This window comes from Conexibacter stalactiti (assembly GCF_033542075.1).
GTDB lineage: Bacteria > Actinomycetota > Thermoleophilia > Solirubrobacterales > Solirubrobacteraceae > Conexibacter > Conexibacter stalactiti.
This window is the reverse complement of sequence record NZ_JAWSTH010000103.1, coordinates 1-22,103: the sequence shown is the minus strand read 5'-3', so window position 1 is coordinate 22,103 and position 22,103 is coordinate 1. Positions and strand designations below refer to the sequence as shown.

Here is a 22,103-nt window from a genome sequence, read left to right as displayed (position 1 = left end):
CGCGCCGCCGCCAGCCGCGTCGCCGTCGCCGGCGTGCTCGGCGCCCCCGCCGGCCGAGCGCGCCAGCTGCTCCAGGTAGAAGGGGTTGCCGCCGGCCTCGCGGTAGAGCGCGTCGCGCGCCGGGCCGGCGACGCGGTCGCCGAGCAGCCTGTGCGACTCGGGCTCGCTCAGCGGCCGCAGTCCGAGCCGCACGACGCCGGCGGCGGCGAGCGCGACCTCCAGCCGCCGCGACGCCTCGCCGGAGCGGAAGGCGAGCGCCAGCAGCACGCGCGCGGCCGGCGGCCGCCGCAGCACCGACGCGATCACCTCCAGCGACGCGTCGTCGGCCCAGTGGACGTCGTCGAGCACGATCACGAGCGGTCGCGTCGCGGCGAGCCGCTCCAGCAGCAGCCGGACGGCGCGGTGGACGCGGTAGCGCTCGTCGCCGACGGCGGCCGTCGGCGCCGCGCCCGGGCTGCGCAGCGCGGGGAAGATCCGCTCCAGCTCGTCGAGCGCATCCGGCTCCAACGCGCGCGAGAGGTCGCCGTCGGTGTCCGCGAGGAAGCCGTCGAGCGCGTCGACGACGACGCCGAACGGCGCGTCGCGCTCGAACTCGGCGCCGGCCCCGTCGAGCACCACCTGCCCGCGCGAGCGCGCGGCGGCGCGCAGCTCGTCGAGCAGGCGGGTCTTGCCGATGCCGGGCTCGCCCTCGACCGCCACCGCCGCGAACGTGCCCGCCTCGACCGCGTCGAGCGCGTCGCCGACGGCGCGCAGCTCGGCGCTCCGGCCGACGATGGACGGGGCCGCGGGCGTCATCCTGCGCGGGACCCTACCGGTGGCGCGACGCCAACGCGAAGGAATGCGGCGCAGCAGACGACGGGCGGCGGACACGGCCGCGCGCGCCGTGCGCAGCGTCAGCGTCGCGCCGTCCAGCTGACGCCGGCGATCGAGCAGTCGCCGACCGTCCGGGCGAGCGTTCCCGAGGCGGTGCCGTTCGCGCGGAAGCGGCCGCTCAGCTCGAGCCCGTCGGCGACGTGTGAGAAGCGGCCGGCGCGGTCGAGTCTGGGGCCGTAGATGACCGACGAGCTGCGGTCCTCGCGCGTGGTCCCGTCGGGACAGGCGAGGCGCGTCGTGAGGGTCAGTCTGACGATCCGCGCGGGGGTGCTGAAGAGCCCCAGCTTGAGCGAGATCGCGCCCGCGAAGGGCGTCGTGCCGGGCTGGGCCGTTCTGCCGGCATAGGTGCCGCGTCTGATCGCGGGGGCTTGCGCGGCCGCCGCGGTCGCCGGGGCGAGCGCCGCCGCCGCGCAGGCCGCGAGCAGCGCGGCGGGGATGAGCTGCATGCGAGTGGTCATGGCGCGCATCGTCGCCGCCGGCAGCGGCCCGGTCATCGGTGAGACCCCCGCGGCCCGACCCCCTGAACCGTCCCCTCAGGGGTTGCGGTTGAGGGTCTCGCCCCGATGACCGCACGACCGCCGGCGCTGAGGATGGCCGCTCACCGGAACCTGGAGGAGAACGTCGATGTCCACGTCGCGCAGCACCGTCGCAGTCCTGATCGCCGTCGCCGCCGCTCTGCTGTTCGGAGCGTCGGCGGCGTCCGCGGCGCTGCAGGCGTCGTTCCAGTACACCCCGACCGAGCCGCGGCCCGGTCAGCAGGTCGAGTTCCTCGGCAGTGCGACAGGCGGCGCGCAGGCGCCGGTCGCGTTCGCCTGGGACCTCGACGGCAACGGCAGATTCACCGACGGCGAGGGTCCTGCCGCGCAGCGCACCTTCGCGACCGCCGGCACCTACGTCGTGCGCCTGCGGGCACGGCAGCCGGGCGTCGCCGGCACCGTCGAGAGCATCGCCGAGCGGACGGTCGTCGTCGCCGAGCCTGCCCCGGCCGATCCGCCGACGACGCCCGTCGACCCGCCGCCGGCCGATCCGGCCCCACCGACGACCGACCCGACCCCCGCCCCGCCCCCGCCGCCGCCCGCCGACGGCAACCAGCCGCCGGTCGCACGCTACGACCGCGACTGCCAGACGAGCGGCAGAGTGGTCCTCTGCGCCGGCCTCGCCGCGCGCCAGAGCAGAGCGAAGCTGCTCAGCGCCGCCGGCTCCAGCGACCCCGACGGCCAGGTCGTCGCGTACGCGTGGGACCTCGACGGCGACGGCAGCTTCGAGCGCGAGAGCGGCGCCGACCCGACCGTCAGACCCACCTTCGAGCGCCGCAGAGGACTGGCCGACAACGGCAAGCGGACGATCTCGGTGCGCGTGACCGACGACGACGGCGCGACCGCCGTCGACACCGTCACGCTCAGAATGCTCGACCCGGCCTGCGAGCCGCTCGTCGTCCAGGGCGACCTGCAGCTGCGAGCGAGCTGCCTCAGAGGCCGCAACGCGAGCGACGCCGCCGGCCGCGACGTGACGCGCTGGACATCCAGAGGAGCGGTCGTCGTCAACGGCGTCGCGCTGGAGCCGACGAGCGGCCAGCCGATCGCGATCGACCTGCCGCGCGGCCCCGACCGCTTCGGCGTGCGCGCGACCCCGCACATCTCCAGCGGCCGCGCGAAGGTCTCGCTGCGCAGCGACGAGACGCTCCTGACGCTGTACGAGGGGCGGATCGACTGGCGCGTCGCCAAGCATCAGCTGTTCGGCTTCGAGCTGAGCCCGGGCGCGCGCCTCAACGGCCTGCGCATCACCGGCGCGCCCGAGCCGCCGCGCGTCGGCTTCGGCCGCTTCGGCCTCGGCGTCTTCGTCGCGCTGCCCGACCAGTTCGGCGGCGCGACCTCGGCGCAGCCGCTGCAGCTGCGCGCCGGGACCGGGGCGCGGGCCGCCGCGACCGGGCCGCTCTCCTTCACGGTCCCGAACGCCGCGCTCGGCCCGATCGGACTCGACACGCTGAAGGTCACCTACGACGGCGTCGACCTGTGGGAGATCAGAGCGAACGTCGCGCTGCCGGCGCCGGCGGCGCTGGCGATCGAGGGTGACGCCGGCATCCGCAGCGACGGCTCCTTCGAACACGCCGGCGCGGCGGTCGACTTCGGCGCCGGGATCGAGGTCGGCGGCCCGATCCCCGTCTTCCTCAAGCGGATCGCCTTTCGCGTCGAGGTCAGACCGCAGAAGAGCAGATGCGTCCCGCACACCGGCATCGAGAGCGTCGACCCCGCGCTCTCCTGGCTGCCCGGCGTGCCGGACACGATCGACTACGGGACCCCGACCTTCGCGCTCTGCGGCGAGGTGCGCCTGACGGCCGGCCCGTCGATCCTCGGCGCCGCCGCGATGAGCCTCGATGGCGGCCTCGGCTTCGCGACCTACGACGACCGGCCGTGGGTGATGCGCGCCTTCGGCCAGCTCAACGTCGTCGAGATCCCGGTCGCGAGAGGCGAGCTGGCGGTCCACGGCGACGGCTACGTGCGGATGTGGGGCCGCTACCGCTGGGGGATCCCGGACGTCGTCTCCGTCAGAGGCAAGCTCAACTTGGAGATGATGGGCAAGAAGTTCAACGCCGGAGCGTCCGGCGACGCCTGCATCGACTTCATCGACTGGTGCCGCGGGATGCGCGGCGTCGTCTCGAGCAAGGGCGTCGCGGTCTGCTTCACGTTCGACTACGAGATCTCGACCTGGGAGCCGGGGATCGGCTACGTGTGGGGTGAGAGCTTTCCCGACCTCTACTTCGACGGCTGCGACGTGGGTGACTACCGCGCGCACGTCGCGCACGGCTCGCGGGCGTCGGCAGCGGCCGCCGGATCTCCAGGAGAGCAGGTCGTCGAGGTCGCGCCGGGGCTGCCCGGCGTCGTCTTCGCGGCCGAGGGCCGTGACGCGCCGCCGAAGATCACGCTGATCGGGCCGAAGGGCGAGCGGATCGAGACGCCGAACGGCCCGGCGCCGGTCGAGGACGATCGCTTCATCGTGCTGCAGGCGCCGAGAGGCCGGCTGACCCAGGTCGCGGTCGTGCAGCCGAGCGCCGGTCGCTGGCGGGTCGTGACGCAGGAGGGCTCGTCGCCGATCACGCTGCTGAGAACGGCGAACGGGCTGGAGGAGCCGCAGGTGAGAGCGACCGTCGGCGGCACCGGTCAGCGGCGCACGATCGCCTACCGGATCGCGCCGCGCGCCGGCCAGACGGTGACGTTCTCCGAGCGCGGCGCGAGCGCCGGCCGCATCCTCGGCGTGGCGAGCGGCAGCGCCGGGACGTTGCGCTTCACGCCGGCCGAGGGCAAGCGCGAGCTGCGCGAGATCGTCGCCGTCGTGGAGCAGGACGGCAACCCGCGCGCGCAGATCAGAGTGGCGAGCTACCGCGCGCCCGGGGCGCTGCGCCCGGCTCGCGCCGCGGGGCTGCGCGTCCGCCGCGCCGGCGGCGCGCTGCGCGTCCGCTGGAGCGGCCAGCCGGGCGTCCGCTGGGTCGCGCGCGTGACGCTCAGCGACGGCCGCCGCCTGACGCGCACCACCCGCGCCCGCACGCTCACCGTCCGCAGCGTGGCGCGCGGCGTCCGCGCCCGCGTCACCCTGACCCCCTTCTCCGCCAGCGGCGTGGCGGGGCCGGTCGCGAAGGTCAGGGTGTCGTAGCCGCCCGCGCCGCCGCCAGCTCGCTCGGCCGTCTCGGCTCGACAGCGCCCTCGTGCAGCCAGCAGGCGACCTCGCGGCCGCGGCCGATCGGCAGCTGCGCGGGCTCCTCGACGCGGCACTTGTCGAAGGCGTAGGGGCAGCGGGGGTGGAAGCGGCAGCCGGGCGGCGGGGCGCTGGGGTCCGGCACCTCGCCGGCGAGCGCGACCGGGAGGGTGCGCTCGCCGTCGGCGCGGGGGATCGCGCCGATCAGCGCCTCCGTGTATGGGTGCGCGGGCTGCTGCCACAGCTCGCCGCTCGGCACCTGCTCGACGAGCTTGCCGAGGTACATCACGGCGACCTCGTCGACGATGTGCTGGACGATCGCGAGGTCGTGGGAGATCAGCACCAGCGCGAGGTCCAGCTCGCGCGAGAGCCGCACGAGCAGGTTGGCGATCTGCGCCTGGGCGGAGGCGTCGAGCGACGACAGCGGCTCGTCGAGCACGATCACCGTCGGGTCGGCGGCGAGCGCGCGGGCGATCGCGATCCGCTGGCGCTGACCACCGCTGAACTGGTGGGCGTAGCGCTCGGAGGCCGAGGCCGGCAGGCCGACCAGCTCCAGCAGCGCGGCGACGCGCTCTCTCAGCGACCCGTCCCCGCCCGCTCTGCTGCCCGACCACGCCATCTGCAGCGCCTCCGCCAACTGGGCGCCGATTCTGCGGCGCGGGTTCAGCGACGAGAACGGGTTCTGGAAGACCATCTGCAAGCGCGTGTCCTCGATCGGACGGGCGCGGCGGGTCAGCGGCGACAGCTCGCGGCCCTCGAAGACGATCGTGCCGGCGCGCGGCTTCTCCAGCCCGACGATCGCCTTCGCGAGCGTCGACTTGCCGCAGCCCGACTCGCCGACGAGGCCGACGATCTGACCGCGGCCGACCGTCAGCGAGACGCCCGCGACGGCGCGCACCGGATCGCGGTCGCGCCGCTCGTAGACGACCTCGACGTCCTTGACCTCCAGGGCGGGGGCGGTGGCGATGGCACTCATGCTGCGACCTCCTCGGCCATCGTCACGATGCACGCCGCCGCGTGATCGCCGCGCCGCAGCAACGGCGGCACGCCCTCGCGGCAGGCATCCACAGCCAGCGCGCAGCGCGGATGGAACGCGCACCCGCGCGGCGGGTCCAGCGGCGACGCGGGCACGCCGGGGATCGATCTCAGCTCGCTCCCCGCACCGTCGCCCGGCTGCGGCAGCGCCCCCAGCAGGCCGCGCGTGTAGGGGTGCGACGGCGCCTTCAGCACGTCGCGCGCGTCGCCGCTCTCGATCACGCGACCGGCGTACATCACCGAGATCCGCTCGGCGATCGACGACATCACGCCGAGGTCGTGGGTGATCAGCACGACGGCCATCCCCTTCTCGCGCCGCAGGCGGTCGAGCAGCTGCAGGATGCCGGCCTGGACGGTCACGTCGAGCGCGGTCGTCGGCTCGTCGGCGATCAGGATCTGCGGCTCGCACATCAGCGCGATCGCGATCGCGATCCGCTGGCGCATGCCGCCGGAGAACTCGTGCGGGTAGGCGCGCAGGGCGGCCTCGCCGTCGGGGATCCGCACCTCCTCCAGCATCTGCGCCGCGCGTCTCGCCGCCTCGGCCTTCGAGATGCCGAGGTGCTTGCGCGCGTGCTCGGTCAGCTGCTTGCCGACCGTCAGCATCGGGTGCAGCGAGGTCATCGGGTCCTGGAAGACCATCGACAGCTCTCTGCCGCGCAGCGCCTGGCGCTCCTTCTTGCCGGCGCCGAGGATGTCGCGGCCGTCGAAGCGGGCGCCGCCGTGCGCGCTGCCGCCGCGCGGCAGCAGCCCCAGCAGCGACAGCATCGTCATCGTCTTGCCCGAGCCCGACTCGCCGGCGATGCCGTAGATCTGCCCGGCCTGCACCGCGAGGTCGACCTCGTGCACGACGGTGCGCGGGCCGGCCGGCGTCGGCAGCCTGATCGAGAGACCCTCCAGCTCCAGCAACGGGGTCATGCGTCGCCCTCCTCGGCGGCCGGGTCGGAGCCGCGCGCGCCGGAGCCGACCTGCGACTGCGGGTCGAAGACGTCGCGCAGGCCGTCGCCGATGAAGTTGAACGCCAGCGCGGCGCTGAAGATCGCGAGGCCGGGGAAGGTCGCCATCCACCAGTTCTGGAAGTACTGCGTGCCGACCGAGATCATCGAGCCCCACTCCGGCGTCGGCGGCTGCGTGCCGAGGCCGAGGAAGGAGAGGCCGGCGAGCAGCAGCAAGGCGTCCGCGAGGTAGATCGTCGCCAGCACGGTGATCGGCCCGACGACGTTCGGCAGGATCTCCTTCCACATCGCGCGGCGCGCGGAGGCGCCGTGGAGGCGGAACGCCTGCACGTACTCGGACTGCCCGATCGACAGCACGAGCGAGCGCACGACGCGCGCGTAGATCGGCCACGTGACCGTCACCAGCGCCAGCACGGCGTTGCGAGTGCTCGGCCCCAGCGACGCCGTCACGACCATCGCGAGGACGATCGCGGGGAAGGCGGAGAAGAGGTCGGCGAGGCGCATGATCACGCCGTCGACCCAGCCGCCGACGTAGCCGGCGATCACGCCGAGCGCGGTGCCGAGGCCGCCGGCGCAGACGACCAGCAGGACCGCCAGCGGCAGCGAGTTGCGCGCCGCGACGATCACGCGGCTCAAGATGTCGCGGCCCAGCTCGTCGGTCCCGAACGGATGCGCGCCGCTCGGCGCCTGCGTGATCGCGAACTCCTGCGCGAGCGGGTCGTGCGGCGCCAGCAGCGGGCCGAAGATCGCGACGATCACCCAGATCGCGGCGATCGTCAGGCCGACGAGCATCGTCGGCGCGCGCCACCACGCGCGCGCCGGCTTGGCGGCGGCGCCGCCGCCGCGCTTGAAGCGCCGCATGCGCGACGGCGGGAGGACTGCCTCGGTGGTGCTCACGACAGCCGCACCCGCGGGTCGATGACGGCGTAGAGGAGGTCGACGATCAGGTTCACGATCACGTAGACGAGCGCGATGAAGATCGACACGCCCATGATCGCGGGCAGGTCGAGCGAGACGGCGCTTCTGTAGGCGTACTGGCCGATGCCCGGCCAGTTGAAGATGTTCTCGACGAGCACCGCGCCGGCCAGGACGTTGGCGAAGACGAGGCCCATCACGGTCACGATCGACGGCAGCGCGGCGCGCAGGATGTAACGCGTCACGACGGTGTACTCCGACAACCCCTTGGCGCGCGCGGCGCGCACGTAGTCGGCGTGCAGCACCTCCAGCACCGCCGAGCGGGTGTAGCGCGAGATCAGCGAGACCGAGTAGAGGACGAGCACGGCGCCGGGCAGGATCAGGTGCTTGAAGGCGTCCCAGAAGGTGGCGAAGTTGCCGTCCAGGAGCGCGTCGACGGTGTTGAGGCCGGTGACGTCGGTCGGCGGCGTCGTCGTCGGGTCGAGGCGGCCGCCGCCGGGCAGCAGCCCCCACTTGAAGAAGAAGAGGTAGAGGCCGAGCAGGCCGAGCCAGAACATCGGCACGGAGATGCCGGCGAGCGTGAAGACGCGCAGGCCGTGGTCGACGGCGGTGTCGCGTCGCAGCGCGGCGAGGACGCCGAACGCGACCCCGAATATCGTCGAGAAGACGATCGCGAAGATCGCCAGCTCGGCGGTCGCGGGGATCGAGACGGAGAGGTCGTCGACGACCGGCTGATGGGTCTGCTGCGAGACGCCCAGATCACCCTGGACGAGGTTCCCCAGGTAGGTCACGTACTGCACCGGCAGGGGGTCGTCGAGCCCGTACTTCTCGTTGAAGGCTCTGATCGACTCCTCCGTCGGATGCTGACCGAGGTTCGCGATCGCCGCGTCGCCCGGCACCGCCTGCGTCAGCAGGAACGAGATCAGCGTGATCCCGATCAGCAGCAGGACGAGCGCGCCGAGGCGCCGCAGCAGGAAGCGGACCAGCGGACGGTGCGAGCGAGACTGGCGTCTCGCCCGCACCGGCGCCGCGGGGACGGCGGATGTGTCAGTTGCTGCCAACTGCCGGGATGTTGAGGGTGTACGTCGGATCGAGCACGACGTTGGAGAGCGTCGAGGAACCGACGATCGCCTGCGCCGGCTGGAACAGCGGGAAGAACGGCGAGTCCTCGTTCAGGCCGCGCTGGAACTCCTGGAACAGCGTGCCGCGCTCGGCGTCGTCGAGCGTGCTGCCGGCTCTGGCGCCGAGGGCGGCCAGCTCCGGGTTCATCTCTCTCGTGTATCTGTTGTTCGAGGCACGCGAGGTGCCGGGAGCGCCCGGCGCGTAGACGAGGTAGTCGTTCGGATCCGGGTAGTCCGGGCCCCAGTACGAGACGCTCATCTGGTTTCTGCCGGCGGCGTAGTCGGCGAGGAAGGTCACGGCCGGCGTGCCCTTCAGCTCGACGTCGATGCCGATCGCCTCGAGGTCGGACTTGACCTTCTGCGCGACCGAGGAGAACGAGACGCCGTTGGGGGTCGCGTCGGAGGGGAACGCGAGCTCGACCTTGAGGTCTCTGACGCCCGCTCTCTCCAGCTCCGCTCTCGCCGCCTCGACGTCGGTTCTGACCGCGTCGGCCTCCGTCAGCGCGCCGAGGAACTGCGACGGGATCACGCCCGGCGCCTGGACCGCGCCGACGCCGGAGAGTCTCTTGTAGCCCTCGTAGTCGAGCGCGAGGCGGATCGCTCTGCGGACGGCCTCGTTGCCGGTCGGCGAGATCTCCTCGTTCATGTTCGCCTCGACGTCGAAGACGTTGACCGAGGCGTCGGTCGTGACCTGCAGCGCGTCGTTGTTCTCGAGCGTCTGCGCCTGCTGCGCGGAGAGGTCGAGCGCGATCTCGTTGGCGCCGCGCTGCACGTTGAGCAGCTGCGTCGGCGCGGCCATGTTGCGCACGACGACCTTCGGGAAGCCGCTGAACTCGCCCCAGTATCTGGCGTTCTGCTCGAGCGTGTATTGCTGGTTCTGCTGGCCCTGCGTGAGCGTGTAGGGGCCGGAGCCGGCGGAGGTCTTCTGCAGGAAGGCCTCGGCTCTGTCGCTCTTGTCGGCATCTCTGGCCGCGCTGCCGCCGTTGGCGTCCAGCACTCTGGAGTTGACGATCGAGGTCGGCGGCGTCGCGAGGATGCGCAGCAGCGCCGGGTTCGGTCTCGCGGAGGTGACGACGACCGTTCTCTCGTCGGGCGCTCTTATCGTCACGCCTTCGAGCAGGAACGAGCCCGGGCCCTTGATGTTGACGAGGCGGTCGAGCGAGAAGACGACGTCTCTCGAGGTGACCGGCGTGCCGTCGGAGAAGACGGCGTCGGGGTCGAGCGTGAAGGTGTAGCTGGTCGCGTCGTCGGTGCCTCTCCACGACTCGGCGAGGCCGGCGACCGGGTCGGTTCTGCCCGGCTCGAATCTGACGAGCGTGTCGTACATCGCGTGCACGAGCATGTTGTTCGTCGGCGTGAACTGACGGGCGGGATCGACGCCTCTGTCGACGAACGACTGGTCGACGACGAGCGTGCCGGTGGCCGCTCCGCCGCCGCCGGAGGCAGCGGTCGAGGTGCCGGCTGAGGCGTTGTTCGAACCGCTGTCGCCGTTGCCGCCACCGCAGCCGGCAACGGCGAGCGCACCGGCGATCGCGGCGGCGCCGACGGCCTTTCCAAACGTGGTGCTGCGCATGTTTTCGACTCGCTCCCTTGTGCGCTGACGTACCTGCAACTACCTCTGCTCGGACGGGTCGAGCACCATCAGTATCCAGTATGCTGGCCAACATGTCCAGTTCACTGCACAGCGACACCCCGGTCTCCACGGTCGACGTGGCGATCGTCGGAGCAGGCATCACCGGTCTGTCGGTGGCCTGGCATCTGACCCAGCGCGGACTCAGCGTGGCAGCGTTCGACGGCCGCGGCATCGGGTCTGGCGCAACGGCGATCCAACCGGGCGGCGTGCGTCAGCAGTGGGCGACCGAGGTCGCGTGCAAGATGGCTCGCGAGGCATTCTCCTTCTACGGCGAGATCGGCGCGCGCCTGCAGCCGGCCGTCGACCCCGGCATGACCGCCTGCGGCTACCTCTTCGTCGCGCAGGGAGAGGCCGAGCTGGCCGCCCAGCGCGAGCGGCTCGCGCTCCAGCACAGCCTCGGGATCCCCTCCCGCGAGGTCACGCCCGCGGAGGCGCACGCGCTGGTCGAAGGGCTCGACGCCGACAACATCGTCGGCGGCGTCTGGTGCGACCAGGACGGCTACTTCGACCGCCCGCTCGCCGTCGTCGGCGCCTTCCACGAGGCGGCCGTGCGCGGCGGCGCGACCTTCCACGACGCCCACGTCGAGCGCCTCACGCGCGACGGCGACGGCTGGCTGCTGTCGTTCAGAGGCGGCGCCACGGCACGCGCCGCGAGCGTCGTCGTCGCGGCCGCGTGGGACACGCCCGCGCTGCTCTCGCCGCTCGGCATAGAGCTGCCGATCGTCAAGGAGCCGAAGTACCTCTTCTACTCCGACCCGATCAGAGAGCGGCTGCTGGAGCCGCTCGTGATCTCGCCGGAGAAGCACTTCGCCGCCAAGCAGCTCGCCGACGGCTCGGTCCTCGCGAGCGACCTCGGCGGCGGCAGCCGCCCCGACGAGCACAGAGAGATCTGGCACTCGAACGTTCGCCGCGCGATCACCGAGCTGCTGCCGATACTCGAATACGTCTCCTTCCCGGTGATGGTCGAGGGCTTCTACGACGTCACCCCCGACCGCCAGCCGGTGCTCGGCGCGCTGGAGGGCCACGACGGCCTCTTCGTCGCCGCCGGCCTCAACGGCCGCGGCCTGATGATGGCGCCGACGATCGGCCGCGTGCTGGCCGACGCGGTCGTCGACGGCAGCGTCGACGAGTGGATCGCGCCGCTCGGCGCCGCGCGCTTCGCCGACGGCCAGCTGACCCCCGAGCTGCAGGTCGTCTAGGGCGACCTGGCGCGCAGGCGGCAGGAACGAGGCACGACCGCCCGATGCCCGGATATCGTGACCGCATCGTGTCGTCGATCGCCCAGACGCAGACCGAGCCGGTGGAGCCGATGAGCCAGCAGGAGTTCGTCGGCGCCCAGCTGCGCGCCCTGCGCGCCGCCAGACGGCTGTCGCTCGGCGACGTCGCGCGCGAGACCGGCATCTCCGCCTCCTTCCTGTCGCTCGTCGAGAACGGCCGCAGCGACATCACGATCGGGCGGCTGACGCGGCTGGTCGACTACTACGGCATCTCGATCACCGACCTGCTGCCGGCGCCCGGCGGCAGGGACCCGGACGTCGTGCGCGCCGACGAGACGCGCCAGCTGCACTCGCCCGAGGAGGGCACGACGATCTTCCTGCTCTCCTCCGGCACCGACCGCACGATGCTGCCGATGCTGCTGGAGCTGTCGCCCGGCGCCTCGCTCGCCGAGTCCGGCCACCACGCCGGCGAGGAGTTCGTGCACGTGCTGGAGGGCAGGCTGCTGCTGGAGGTCGACGCGGCGCCGCCGCACGAGCTGGGCCCCGGCGACAGCGCCTACTACGCCAGCGACCGGCCGCACATGTTCCGCAACGCCTCGGCCGACGAGCCGCTGCGGCTGATCTGCATCGACTCACCGCCGCCGATCTGAGCGGCCTCGCCACGGGCCGCGCCGCCGCCGCGCGCACCGCCCGGCGACCGCCTTGCGCGGCGTCCTAGGATGACCTCATGAGCGACTTCTTCTCGCGCGGGTTCGGCGGTCGCCGGCGACCGCCCGAGGGCATGGCCGACCGGATCCCGCCCGGTCAGTACTACGAGGCCGGCTTCCCCGTCCTCACCGCCGGCCCCACGCCCGACCTCGACCCCTCCGCCTGGAGCTTCAGAGTCGACGGCGTCGTCGGGGAGGCGAAGAGCTGGAGCTGGGAGGAGTTCCACCAGCTGCCGTTCGAGGACGTCCCCTGCGACATCCACTGCGTGACGAAGTGGTCGAAGCTCGACACGAGCTTCCGCGGCGTCTCGGTCGACACGCTGCTGGAGGGCGTCGAGCCGCTCGGCGGCTTCGCGATGGTCTTCTCCTTCGGCGGCTACACGACCAACCTCGCGCTGGAGGATCTGACCGAGGGCAAGGCATGGGTCGTGACCGAGCACGAGGGCGAGCCGCTGAGCGCCGAGCACGGCGGCCCGGCGCGCCTGCTCGTCCCCCACCTCTACTTCTGGAAGTCGGCGAAGTGGGTCGCGGGGCTGCGCGTGATGGACAACGACGAGCCCGGCTTCTGGGAGTCCAACGGCTACCACATGCACGGCGACCCGTGGCGCGAGGAGCGGTATTGGAACGACTGACGCCGGACCCGGCCGCGGCGCTCGCACCGAAGGCGCCCGGCCGCTGGCAGATCGGCACCGTCACCGCGATCGCGCAGGAGACGCCGACCGTCAAGTCGTTCCGGATCGAGCTGCCGATCTGGATGCCGCACCTGCCGGGCCAGCACTATGACGTGCGTCTTACCGCGCCCGACGGCTACCAGGCGCAGCGCTCCTACTCGATCGCCTCCACGCCGCTGGAGGAGGGCGCGATCGAGCTGACGATCGACCGCCTCGACGACGGCGAGGTCTCGCCGTACTTCCACGACGTCGTCGAGGTGGGCGACAAGATCGAGGTGCGCGGCCCCTTCGCCGCCTACTTCGTCTGGACCGGCGAGCAGCCGGTGCTGCTGCTCGGCGGCGGCTCCGGCGTCGTGCCGCTGATGGCGATGCTGCGCCACAAGCGCCGCGTCGCGCCAGGGCTGCCGATGCGGCTGCTCTACTCCGTCCGCAACGCGAACGACGTGATCTACGCCCGCGAGCTGGCCACGGGCGACGAGACGACGATCACGTACACGCGCGTCGCGCCGCCCGGCTGGGAGGGCCACCGCGGCCGGCTCGACGCCGCGATGGTCGCCGCCGCCGGCATCGCCGCCGACACCGGCCACGCCTACGCCTGCGGCTCCAACGGCTTCGTCGAGACCGCCGCCAGACTGCTGCTCGACGCCGGCTTCGCCGCCGAGCGGATCAAGACCGAGCGCTACGGCCCGACCGGCTGAGCACCGCAATCGCCCAGGGGAGCGGCTTTTTCACGGGCATGTTCGCCACGTGTCGAATTCGCTCCATTGTGTCGCAGCGGTTTGGGGAAAGATCGCCACACAGGCGTAGACGGGCGCGCTACTGTCGGCTGGCACGCGGAGGTGCTCCTTGGTTGCGAACGAGAGTCTCGTCGACGAACCGACGAGAGATGTCAGTGGAACGTCTGAAGCGGACATCCGGCTTCAGGGTGTGACGAAGCGGTTCGGCGACGTGCTCGTCATCGACTCGCTCGACCTCGAGATCGAACGCGGCGCCTTCTACGCGCTGCTCGGGCCCTCGGGCTGCGGCAAGACGACGACGCTGCGGATGATCGGCGGCTTCGAGCTGCCGACCGAGGGCCGCGTCCTGCTCGCCGGCGAGGACGTCACGAACAACCCGCCGCACAAGCGGGACGTCAACACCGTCTTCCAGTCGTACGCGCTCTTCCCGCATCTGTCGATCGAGAAGAACGTCGCCTTCGGCCTGGAGCGCAAGGGCGTCTCCAAGAGCGAGACGAAGACGCGCGTGGCGGAGGCGCTGGAGACCGTCCAGCTGCCGCACCTGGCCAAGCGCAAGCCCGGTCAGCTGTCCGGCGGCCAGCAGCAGCGCGTCGCGCTGGCGCGCGCGCTCGTCAACCGGCCGCGGGCGCTGCTGCTCGACGAGCCGCTCGGCGCGCTCGACCTGCGCCTGCGCCGTCAGCTCCAGGTCGAGCTGAAGCGGATCCAGCAGGAGGTCGGCATCACGTTCATCCACGTGACGCACGACCAGGAGGAGGCGATGTCGATGGCCGACACGATCGCCGTCATGAACAGAGGCCAGATCGAGCAGGCCGGCTCGGCGACCGACCTCTACGAGCGCCCGACGACGGCGTTCGTCGCGAAGTTCCTCGGCATCTCGAACCTGATCGACGCCGAGGTCGGCGCCGGCGACGGCACGATGTCGAAGGTCACCACGCACGATGGAGCCGCGCTGCACGCGCCGGCCAACCGCTGCGCCGAGCACGCCGGCACGCCCGTGCGGATCGGCGTGCGGCCGGAGAAGGTGCGGCTGCACAAGGCCGGCGAGGCGACGCCGCCGGGCGCCAACGTGCTGCGCGGCCGCGTGCTGCTCAGCTCCTTCCTCGGCGTCTCGCTGCAGTACGTGATCGAGGCGGCCGGCGGTGAGGAGCTGACCGTCTACTGCCAGAACGACGACGGGGTCGCGCCGGATGCGTTCGGCGCCGGGCAGGAGGTGCAGCTCTCCTGGGACCCGCGTCACACCTTCGTCGTGGCGCGAGGTGAGGACGGTGAGTGAGCTCGACCGCGAGCGCGCCGGCCGCGCCGCCGAGCGCTTCTTCGCCGAGCAGAGACTGTCGCGCCGGCACTTCCTCGGCCGCTCCGCCTCCGCCGCGCTGATGGCCGGCGGCCTCGCCTCGATCCTCTCGGCCTGCGGGATCGACGGCACCGCGGCGAGAAACCTCGCCGACCTGCAGAGAGAGGCGACGACGGTCAACCACCCGAGAACCGAGATCGGCGACTGGACCTTCGCCAACTGGCCGCTCTACATCGACAAGGCGACGATTCGCAAGTTCGACAGAGAGTTCGGCGGCCACTGCAAGTACGTCGAGGAGATCAACGACAACTCCGAGTTCTACGGGAAGGTCCGCCAGCAGCTCGCGCAGGGCGTTCCGATCGGCCGCGACATCGTCACGCTGACCGATTACATGGCCTCCCGCTGGGTCCGCTTCGGCTACGTCACGCCGATCGACGCGAACAACGTCCCGAACAAGAGAAACCTCGTCAGAAACCTGCAGTCGATCGGCTACGACCCCAGACGCCAGTTCACGCTGCCCTACCAGTCGGGCGCGATCGGGATCGGCTACGACATCGAGCAGACCGGCGGCGAGATCAGCTCGATCAGAGCGCTCTTCGACCCCAGATGGAAGGGCCGCGTGACGCTGTTCTCCGAGCCCTACGACAGCGCCGGCGCGCTGCTGCTCGGCGAGGGGGTCGACGCGACGAGAGCGACGCTCGACCAGATGCTCGGAGCGATCGACAGAATCGGCGAGATGAACGACGCCGGGCAGTTCCGGCGCTTCACCGGCAACGACTACACGACGGATCTCACCAAGGGCAACATCGCGATGGCGCTCGCCTACTCCGGCGACCTCGTCCAGCTCCAGAGCGACAACCCCAACCTCCGCTTCGCCTACCCGGAGGAGGGGGCGATGCTCTTCACCGACAACATGATGATGCCGTCGGCGGTCGAGCATCCCTACGCGGCCGAGACGATGATGAACTACCTCTACGAGCCCGAGGTGGCCGCCGAGGTCTGCGCGTGGGTCAACTACCTCTCGCCGGTCGACGGGATCAAGGAGATCCTCGAGAGAACCGACCCCGACATCGCCAGAAACGAGCTGATCTTCCCGCCCGACGAGGTGCGCGAGCGGCTCCACTCCTACCCGACCTTCTCGACCCGTCAGGAGCAGACGATGTACGAGGCGATGGCGAAGGTCACGGGCGCATAGAGATGGCCAACTGCGGAATAGCAATGCGCTTGATGCTGAAAGCAAGCAGGATGCGGGGGGCGTAGATGGGTCTGTCACTGGAGCGGCGGCGCAAGCTGCTGCCGTGGATGTTCGCGCTGCCGGGGCTGCTGTGGCTGCTGCTGTTCTTCGCGATCCCGCTCGCCAACCAGGCGAGCGTCTCGCTGATGACCGGCGACCCGGAGGCCGGCTACACGCTGACGTGGGCCTTCGAGACGTACACGAACGCGATCAGCGACTACAAGGAGCAGTTCCTGCGCTCCTTCATGTACGCCGGGATCGCCACCGTCGTCGACCTGATCATCGCTTTCCCGCTCGCCTACTTCATGGCGTACAAGGCGGGCAAGTGGAGAAACCTGATGCTGCTGCTCGTGGTGCTGCCGTTCTTCATGAGCTACGTGCTGCGGACGGTCGCCTGGCAGCTGATCCTGGCCGACAACGGCTGGGTCGTCGAACGGCTGCGCGACATCGGCGTCGTCGCCGACGACGGCCGCGTGCTCGCCACGAGCGCGGCCGTGATCGCCGGCATCGCCTACAACTTCCTGCCGTTCATGGTGCTGCCGCTGTACGTCGCGCTGGAGCGGATCGACCGCCGCTACGTCGAGGCGGCGACCGACCTCTACGCCAGCCGCGCGATGGCGTTCCGCAAGGTCACGCTGCCGCTCGCGATCCCCGGCATCTTCGCCGGCTCGCTGCTGGTCTTCATCCCGGCCACCGGCGACTACATCAACGCGGCGCTGCTGGGGACCTCGAACCAGTACATGATCGGCAACGTCGTGCAGTCGAAGTTCCTGACGGTGCTCGACTACCCGACGGCGGCGGCGCTGTCGTTCATCCTGATGACCGTGATCCTGGTCGGCATCGCGATCTACTCGCGACTGCTCGGCACCAGAACGCTGACGGAGGCCGCGACCTGATGTCCGCACGCGACCGCACGCGCAACTGGGCGCTGGGGATCTGGTCGGTCCTCGCGCTGCTGTTCCTGTTCATCCCGGTCTTCCTGATCGTCCTGTTCTCGTTCAACGACAACAAGGGCCGCTTCAACTTCACCTGGCAGGGCTTCACGCTCGACCACTGGAAGGACCCGTTCGCCGATCCCGACCTCGCGAAGGCGCTCGTCAACTCGCTGGAGATCGCGGCCGTGACGACGCTCGGCGCGGTCGTGCTCGGCACCTTCCTCGCGCTCGCGCTGACCCGCTACCGCTTCCGCGGCCGCGGGCCGGCCGGCTTCGCCGTCTTCCTGCCGATGGCGACCCCAGAGGTCGTGCTGGGCGCCTCGCTGCTGGCGATGTTCCTCGTGATCGGCGTCGACACGGGCTTCTGGACGATCGTGATCGCGCACATCATGTTCACCGTCTCCTACGTCGTGGTGACGGTGAGAGCGCGGCTGGAGGGGATGGACCCGTTCATCGAGGAGGCGGCGCAGGACCTCGGCGCCGGCGTCTGGACGACCTTCTTCAAGGTGACGCTGCCGATGATCGCGCCCGGCGTCGCCGCCGCCGCCGTGCTGGCGGCGGCGATCTCGATCGACGACTACGTCGTGACGAGCTTCAACGCCGGCCAGACGCAGACCTTCCCGCTGTTCATCTTCGGCGCCACGCGCCAGGGCGTCCCGCCGGAGGTCAACGTGCTCGGGACGATGCTGCTGATCGGCGTGCTGCTGCTGATGGGGCTCAACCTGCTGGTGCAGAAGGCGCTGGCGCGGCGCGACCGCGGCGTCGCCGACGAGCCGCCGGCCGTGCCGCCCGCGAAGCAGGACCTGGAGGCGGTCGCGGCGTAGCGCCGCGACCGGCGGCGCGGCTCAGTTCAGCCGCGTCGCCTTCAGCGACCCTCTCAGCTCGACGCTGTCGGTCTTCTCGCACGTGCCTCTTCTGCCTCTCCTCACCTGCGGGGCGACGGTGAAGTCGGGCGTGACCGAGCGACCCTTGCGCGACGCCGGCCACTCCGATCGCCTGCCGGCGCCGGTGACGATCACGTTGCCGTCGAAGACGAGGTGGTTGCGCTTGCGCTCGACGACGGTGCCGAACGGGACCTGCTTGTCACCGTCTCTGCTCCACGGCGACTCGTAGGTCGCCGGCTTCATCGCGTCGTTGTCCTCGATCGTCACGACCGTTCTGTTGCGCCGGCGCGACTTGATCTGGATCTGGCCGCCACCGGTCGGAACCAGCCCTTGGCCAGCGATGGTGTGCTCGGTCTCCCACGTCACCGTCTCGGTTCTCCAGCCCTGACCGCCGAGGCCGGGACATCTCGTGACGATCAGGTTGGTCTGCGTCAGCGTGCCCTCGAGCGAATAGCGCTTCGACGACGCGGCGGCGGCCGCGGGCAGGGCGAGCGCGGCACAGAGGGCCGCGGCGGGAAGCAGGGTGAGCGAGCGCATCCGCGCACTGTCCCGCCGCCGCGCGCACCACGCGATTCCCCGGAAGGCCCCGGCGCCTCTGCCGTGTGGGAGAGCGGCGCGTCCGCTTCAGCGCAGGATGGCTCGGGCGAGGCGATGCCGCGCTCGGCTCACGCGCGCTACGTCTCGGCGCTCGTCCCCGCGAACAACGTCTCGGCGTGCGCGACGCGGCGCACCTCCATCGGCACGGTCGCGATCAGATCGAGAGGGCGATTCTCCAGCAGCGGATTCCACCCCCGCAGCCAGTGGCCGATGCGACGCGGCTCCATGCCGCTGTCGAGCAAGATCTTCGCGACGGCCCGCAGATCGTCGAGCGCGATCGCCGCGTGCGGGCGCGGCTCGGCCTGATCGGCCGCCCAGTTGCGGACGGCGCTCACGGAGACGGACCCGGCCACTCTCGCCAGTTCGGAGGCATGCAGACCTATGTCGAGCAGCCCACGCACGCGCTCGCTCGTCGTCGCCGCCGGCGCGAGTGCGTATCCGAGCGCGGCGCGCTCGCCGTCGAGATGTGACGCCGTCTCCGTCTGTGCCATTGGAACCTCCATGAAAGCGTCCGTTACAGGACACTTTTAGAACAGTTGGACATCTAGCGGAACCTGCGTTTGCCGCATTCTCAGACCCGGTCCGGACAGATCCGCGCAAAGCCTGTCGGAGCACGGCAACCGCGGCAGCGTAACGAATCGTCAACCGTCGCGTCGAGCCATCGATTCGGAAACTGCTATCCGATCTGCGGAACATGGCGTATAACAGTTGTAAGAAAAGTTCAAAAAGAGTCGTGAAAGACGTTGAAAAACGGTGATGACTCTAGAAATCAGGTCCGTTAGTGTGGTCTCACACAGCGGACGAAGGAGTCGGTGGATGGGGCTCGACCACGACATCACCACGCTCGGCCCGGACTGGGATGATCAGGACAATCCTGAGCGCGCCATCGAGACGTCGGCGCGTTGCCTCCAAGCAGTCGAGACCGGAGCGCGGATGCCGCGCCTTCGCGAGCTCGAGCAGGCCGCGGAGCCGCAGTTCGACGGCGAAGGCGGAGAGCCCGTCTTCGTGCTGAGAGCCCTGCGGACGGCGATTCCGGTGCTGCTTCGCGAGGAAGCCGGCGTGATCAACACGGCGGATCGGCTGGGGCTGCGCTTCCGGCCCCAGATACTGCTCGTGCGCACCCACCATGTCTCGCGCCAGCCGTACGAGGCGGTCACGCTCGGCTACACGCTCCTCCACGAGCTGCTGCAGATCGCCGGCGGGCAGCAGGAGCTGTCGGCGGCGCTGCGGCGCGCCGAAGCGAATCCGCTCGCGGAGCAGACGGTCGGGGTGCTCGGCATCTTCATGGCGACGATCCGCCGCAGCAGCCTGCCCGAGAAGACGAGAGACCTGCTGACCGAGTCCTGCCGCCAGCTGGTCTCGGCCTACGTGCTCGACGCCGAGATGGAGGAGCCGGTCCTGTATCCGCGCACGGCCGCGCTGGCCGCGCAGGGCTTCTACTTCTTCAACGAGCTGCGGCTGCCGGGCACCGAGGAGCTGATCGAAGCGCTCTACGCGCTCGACTGCCGCTCACGGCCGCAGAACGCGCGTGGCCAGGCGACCTGCGCCCTGCGCGAGCTGGAGTGGGCCCGTTACCACTACGACGCCGACGCGATGAAGCGCTTCAGACGCCAGGCGATCGTCGACCTCGGCCACTACGCGCTGCGCCGCCACGAGCTGGCCGTCATGTTGAACGGCTACGTCTAGGCGCTTCGACGTTGACCGCCATGGCCGGCGACCGTAGCGTGCCGGCCATGAGCGCTCCTGAGACGGTCCGCATCACGCACGTCGGCGGGCCGACGGCGTTGATCGAGGTCGGCGGCTGGCGGCTGCTGACCGATCCGACCTTCGACGCCCCTGGCCGCAGATACAACTTCGGCTGGGGCACGTCGTCGAGAAAGCTCGCCGGCCCCGCGCTGACGCCGGAGCAGCTGGGGCCGATCGACGCGGTGCTGCTGAGCCACGACCAGCACGAGGACAACCTCGACGCCGCCGGCCGCGCGCTGCTGCCGTCAGCCGGCACGATCGTGACCACGCGCGCCGGCGGGAAGCGGCTCGGCGGCACGGCGCGCGGGCTCGCGCCGTGGGAGACGACGCGGCTGGAAGGCGAGGGCAAGGTGCCGATCGAGGTGATCGCCACCCCCTGCCGCCACGGCCCGCCGCTGAGCCAGCCGATCGTCGGCGAGGTGACCGGCTTCGCGCTGCGCTGGGACGATCAGCAGCACGGCGTCGTCTGGATCAGCGGCGACACCGTCCTCTACGACGGCGTGCGCGAGGTCGCGCAGCGGCTCAGAGTCGACGTCGCGATCCTGCACCTCGGCGGCGTCCGCTTCCCCGTCACCGGCCCGCTGCGCTACACGCTCAGCGCGCCCGAGGCGGTCGAGCTGAGCGACCTGCTGCAGCCCCGCACGATCGTGCCGATCCACTACGAGGGCTGGAAGCACTTCCGCGAGGGCCGCGCCCAGGTCGAGGAGGCGTTCGCGCCCTCCCCCGGGCTCGCGTCGCGGATCCGCTGGCTGGAGTTCGGCGCGCCGACCGATCTGGCACTGTAGGGGCCGCCGATGGCAGCGCCGACCACGCGACCGACCGCCCCCGACGAGCGGCCGCGCGAGTGGCCGCTGGTCGGGCGCGAGCGGGAGCTGGCGACGATCGCCGACGCGCGGGCGCGCGATCTCCCCGGCGTCGTGATCAGCGCCGCCGCCGGGATCGGCAAGTCACGGCTGGCGCGCGAGGCGATCGCCGCCGCCGAGCACGACGGCGCGCACGTCGAACGCGTCCGCGCGACCCGCAGCGCCTCCAGCGTCCCGCTCGGCGCCTTCGCCGGCGTCGTGCCGGAGCAGGCGCGCGCCGACGACCTGCTGGGGCTGCTGCGCGGCAGCGTCGCGACGCTGCGCGAGCGGGCCGCCGGCCGTCCGCTGGTGGTCGCCGTCGACGACGCGCAGCTGCTCGACGGGCCGTCCGCCGCGCTCGTGCTGCACCTCGTCGAGAGCGGCGCCGGCTTCCTGCTCGCGACCGTGCGCGACGGCGACCCCTGCCCCGACGCGATCGTCTCGCTGTGGAAGGACGCCGGTGCGCAGCGGCTGGAGCTGCACCCGTTCGCCGCCGAGGAGACCTCCGCGCTGGTCGAGCGATTTCTCGGCGGACCGGTCGAGCAGGGTGCGCTGCACTGGCTGCACGAGCGCAGCGGCGGCAACGCCCTGTACGTGCGCGAGCTGGTGCTCGGCGCGCTCGACGGCGGCGCGCTGACGCAGGTGCGCGAGCTGTGGCGGCTGCCGCGCCGCCCGCCCGTCAGCGCGACGCTGAGCGAGCTGGTGACCGCGCGCATGGCCGAGCTGGGCGAGCCCGAGCGCGAAGCGCTGGAGCTGCTCGCCGTCGGCGAGCCGCTGCGCGTCGAGGAGCTGGCCGAACTGGTCGGCGAAGCGCCGCTGCTGGCCGTCGAGGCGCGCGGGATGGTCGTGCTGGAGCGCGCCGCGAGCGGCACGGAGGAGGTGCGGCTGGCCCACCCGCTCTACGGCGAGGCGATCCGCGCCGCGCTCGGGACGCTGCGCGGCCGCGCGGCGCGCCGCCGCGTCGCCGCCGCCGTGCAGACGCGGGCGGCGCTCGACGCCGACGACGCGCTGCGCGTCGCGCG

21 protein-coding genes are annotated in these 22,103 nt (G+C 71.5%); 12 read left to right on the top strand and 9 right to left on the bottom strand.

The annotated features are described in order from the left end of the window. Positions 1-795, bottom strand: a 795-nt coding sequence (locus R7226_RS25845) for an ATP-binding protein (protein WP_318600270.1), incomplete at its 3' end; no start/stop codon positions are given. A gap of 98 nt (positions 796-893) precedes the next feature. Then, positions 894-1,331 (bottom strand): hypothetical protein, encoded by a 438-nt coding sequence (locus tag R7226_RS25840; protein ID WP_318600269.1) that lies wholly within the window; start codon positions 1,329-1,331, stop codon positions 894-896. 166 nt (positions 1,332-1,497) lie between these two features. On the opposite strand from R7226_RS25840, the gene R7226_RS25835 reads away from it, so the two are divergent. Continuing rightward, complete coding sequence (locus R7226_RS25835) at positions 1,498-4,521, top strand: PKD domain-containing protein (RefSeq protein ID WP_318600268.1); 3,024 nt, start codon at positions 1,498-1,500, stop codon at positions 4,519-4,521. Here R7226_RS25835 and R7226_RS25830 read toward each other — a convergent pair. The 5 genes from R7226_RS25830 to R7226_RS25810 are packed head-to-tail and all read right to left on the bottom strand — an operon-like array spanning position 4,508 to position 10,160. Further along, positions 4,508-5,539: an ABC transporter ATP-binding protein gene (locus tag R7226_RS25830; RefSeq protein ID WP_318600267.1), complete on the bottom strand. Its 1,032-nt coding sequence runs from the start codon at positions 5,537-5,539 to the stop codon at positions 4,508-4,510. The two genes, R7226_RS25835 and R7226_RS25830, sit on opposite strands and share 14 nt — an antisense overlap. Then, positions 5,536-6,513 (bottom strand): ABC transporter ATP-binding protein, encoded by a 978-nt coding sequence (locus R7226_RS25825; RefSeq protein WP_318600266.1) that lies wholly within the window; start codon positions 6,511-6,513, stop codon positions 5,536-5,538. Before R7226_RS25825 ends, R7226_RS25830 begins: the two co-directional genes overlap by 4 nt. Further along, complete coding sequence (locus tag R7226_RS25820; protein ID WP_318600265.1) at positions 6,510-7,448, bottom strand: ABC transporter permease; 939 nt, start codon at positions 7,446-7,448, stop codon at positions 6,510-6,512. Before R7226_RS25820 ends, R7226_RS25825 begins: the two co-directional genes overlap by 4 nt. Next, positions 7,445-8,527 (bottom strand): ABC transporter permease, encoded by a 1,083-nt coding sequence (locus tag R7226_RS25815; protein WP_318600264.1) that lies wholly within the window; start codon positions 8,525-8,527, stop codon positions 7,445-7,447. Before R7226_RS25815 ends, R7226_RS25820 begins: the two co-directional genes overlap by 4 nt. Further along, positions 8,514-10,160, bottom strand: coding sequence for an ABC transporter substrate-binding protein (locus R7226_RS25810; protein ID WP_318600263.1), 1,647 nt, complete (start codon positions 10,158-10,160; stop codon positions 8,514-8,516). The genes R7226_RS25815 and R7226_RS25810 overlap by 14 nt, the downstream gene beginning before the upstream one ends. Positions 10,161-10,252: 92 nt before the next feature. On the opposite strand from R7226_RS25810, the gene R7226_RS25805 reads away from it, so the two are divergent. The 8 genes from R7226_RS25805 to R7226_RS25770 all read left to right on the top strand — a co-directional run bounded on the left by R7226_RS25805 (position 10,253) and on the right by R7226_RS25770 (position 17,836). Continuing rightward, complete coding sequence (locus R7226_RS25805) at positions 10,253-11,419, top strand: NAD(P)/FAD-dependent oxidoreductase (protein WP_318600262.1); 1,167 nt, start codon at positions 10,253-10,255, stop codon at positions 11,417-11,419. A 68-nt stretch (positions 11,420-11,487) separates the two neighbouring features. Continuing rightward, the gene (locus tag R7226_RS25800) at positions 11,488-12,087 is read left to right on the top strand and encodes an XRE family transcriptional regulator (RefSeq protein WP_318600261.1); all 600 of its coding nucleotides are present in this window, start codon (positions 11,488-11,490) and stop codon (positions 12,085-12,087) included. A 77-nt stretch (positions 12,088-12,164) separates the two neighbouring features. Continuing rightward, complete coding sequence (locus tag R7226_RS25795) at positions 12,165-12,776, top strand: sulfite oxidase-like oxidoreductase (protein WP_318600260.1); 612 nt, start codon at positions 12,165-12,167, stop codon at positions 12,774-12,776. Next, the gene (locus R7226_RS25790; RefSeq protein ID WP_318600259.1) at positions 12,764-13,513 is read left to right on the top strand and encodes a ferredoxin reductase; all 750 of its coding nucleotides are present in this window, start codon (positions 12,764-12,766) and stop codon (positions 13,511-13,513) included. Before R7226_RS25795 ends, R7226_RS25790 begins: the two co-directional genes overlap by 13 nt. A gap of 229 nt (positions 13,514-13,742) precedes the next feature. Then, the gene (locus tag R7226_RS25785; RefSeq protein WP_318600258.1) at positions 13,743-14,825 is read left to right on the top strand and encodes an ABC transporter ATP-binding protein; all 1,083 of its coding nucleotides are present in this window, start codon (positions 13,743-13,745) and stop codon (positions 14,823-14,825) included. Then, on the top strand, positions 14,818-16,038 hold the full coding sequence (locus R7226_RS25780; RefSeq protein WP_318600257.1) for a polyamine ABC transporter substrate-binding protein: 1,221 nt from the start codon (positions 14,818-14,820) through the stop codon (positions 16,036-16,038). Before R7226_RS25785 ends, R7226_RS25780 begins: the two co-directional genes overlap by 8 nt. 65 nt (positions 16,039-16,103) lie before the next feature. Then, positions 16,104-16,973: an ABC transporter permease gene (locus R7226_RS25775; RefSeq protein WP_318600256.1), complete on the top strand. Its 870-nt coding sequence runs from the start codon at positions 16,104-16,106 to the stop codon at positions 16,971-16,973. Beyond that, a complete protein-coding gene (locus R7226_RS25770) occupies positions 16,973-17,836 on the top strand; it encodes an ABC transporter permease (RefSeq protein ID WP_318600254.1) in 864 nt (287 codons plus the stop codon). Before R7226_RS25775 ends, R7226_RS25770 begins: the two co-directional genes overlap by 1 nt. 21 nt (positions 17,837-17,857) lie before the next feature. Here R7226_RS25770 and R7226_RS25765 read toward each other — a convergent pair whose 3' ends face one another. Continuing rightward, entirely contained in the window at positions 17,858-18,433 is a 576-nt protein-coding gene (locus R7226_RS25765; RefSeq protein WP_318600252.1) for a hypothetical protein, read from the bottom strand. A 137-nt stretch (positions 18,434-18,570) separates the two neighbouring features. Further along, a complete protein-coding gene (locus R7226_RS25760) occupies positions 18,571-18,984 on the bottom strand; it encodes a hypothetical protein (protein WP_318600251.1) in 414 nt (137 codons plus the stop codon). A 325-nt stretch (positions 18,985-19,309) separates the two neighbouring features. On the opposite strand from R7226_RS25760, the gene R7226_RS25755 reads away from it, so the two are divergent. The 3 genes from R7226_RS25755 to R7226_RS25745 form a co-directional block, all read left to right on the top strand. After that, complete coding sequence (locus tag R7226_RS25755; protein ID WP_318600250.1) at positions 19,310-20,179, top strand: hypothetical protein; 870 nt, start codon at positions 19,310-19,312, stop codon at positions 20,177-20,179. A gap of 47 nt (positions 20,180-20,226) precedes the next feature. Further along, the gene (locus R7226_RS25750) at positions 20,227-21,024 is read left to right on the top strand and encodes an MBL fold metallo-hydrolase (RefSeq protein WP_318600249.1); all 798 of its coding nucleotides are present in this window, start codon (positions 20,227-20,229) and stop codon (positions 21,022-21,024) included. 9 nt (positions 21,025-21,033) lie between these two features. Beyond that, positions 21,034-22,103: AAA family ATPase (locus R7226_RS25745; protein ID WP_318600247.1), on the top strand; the 1,070-nt coding region annotated here is incomplete at its 3' end.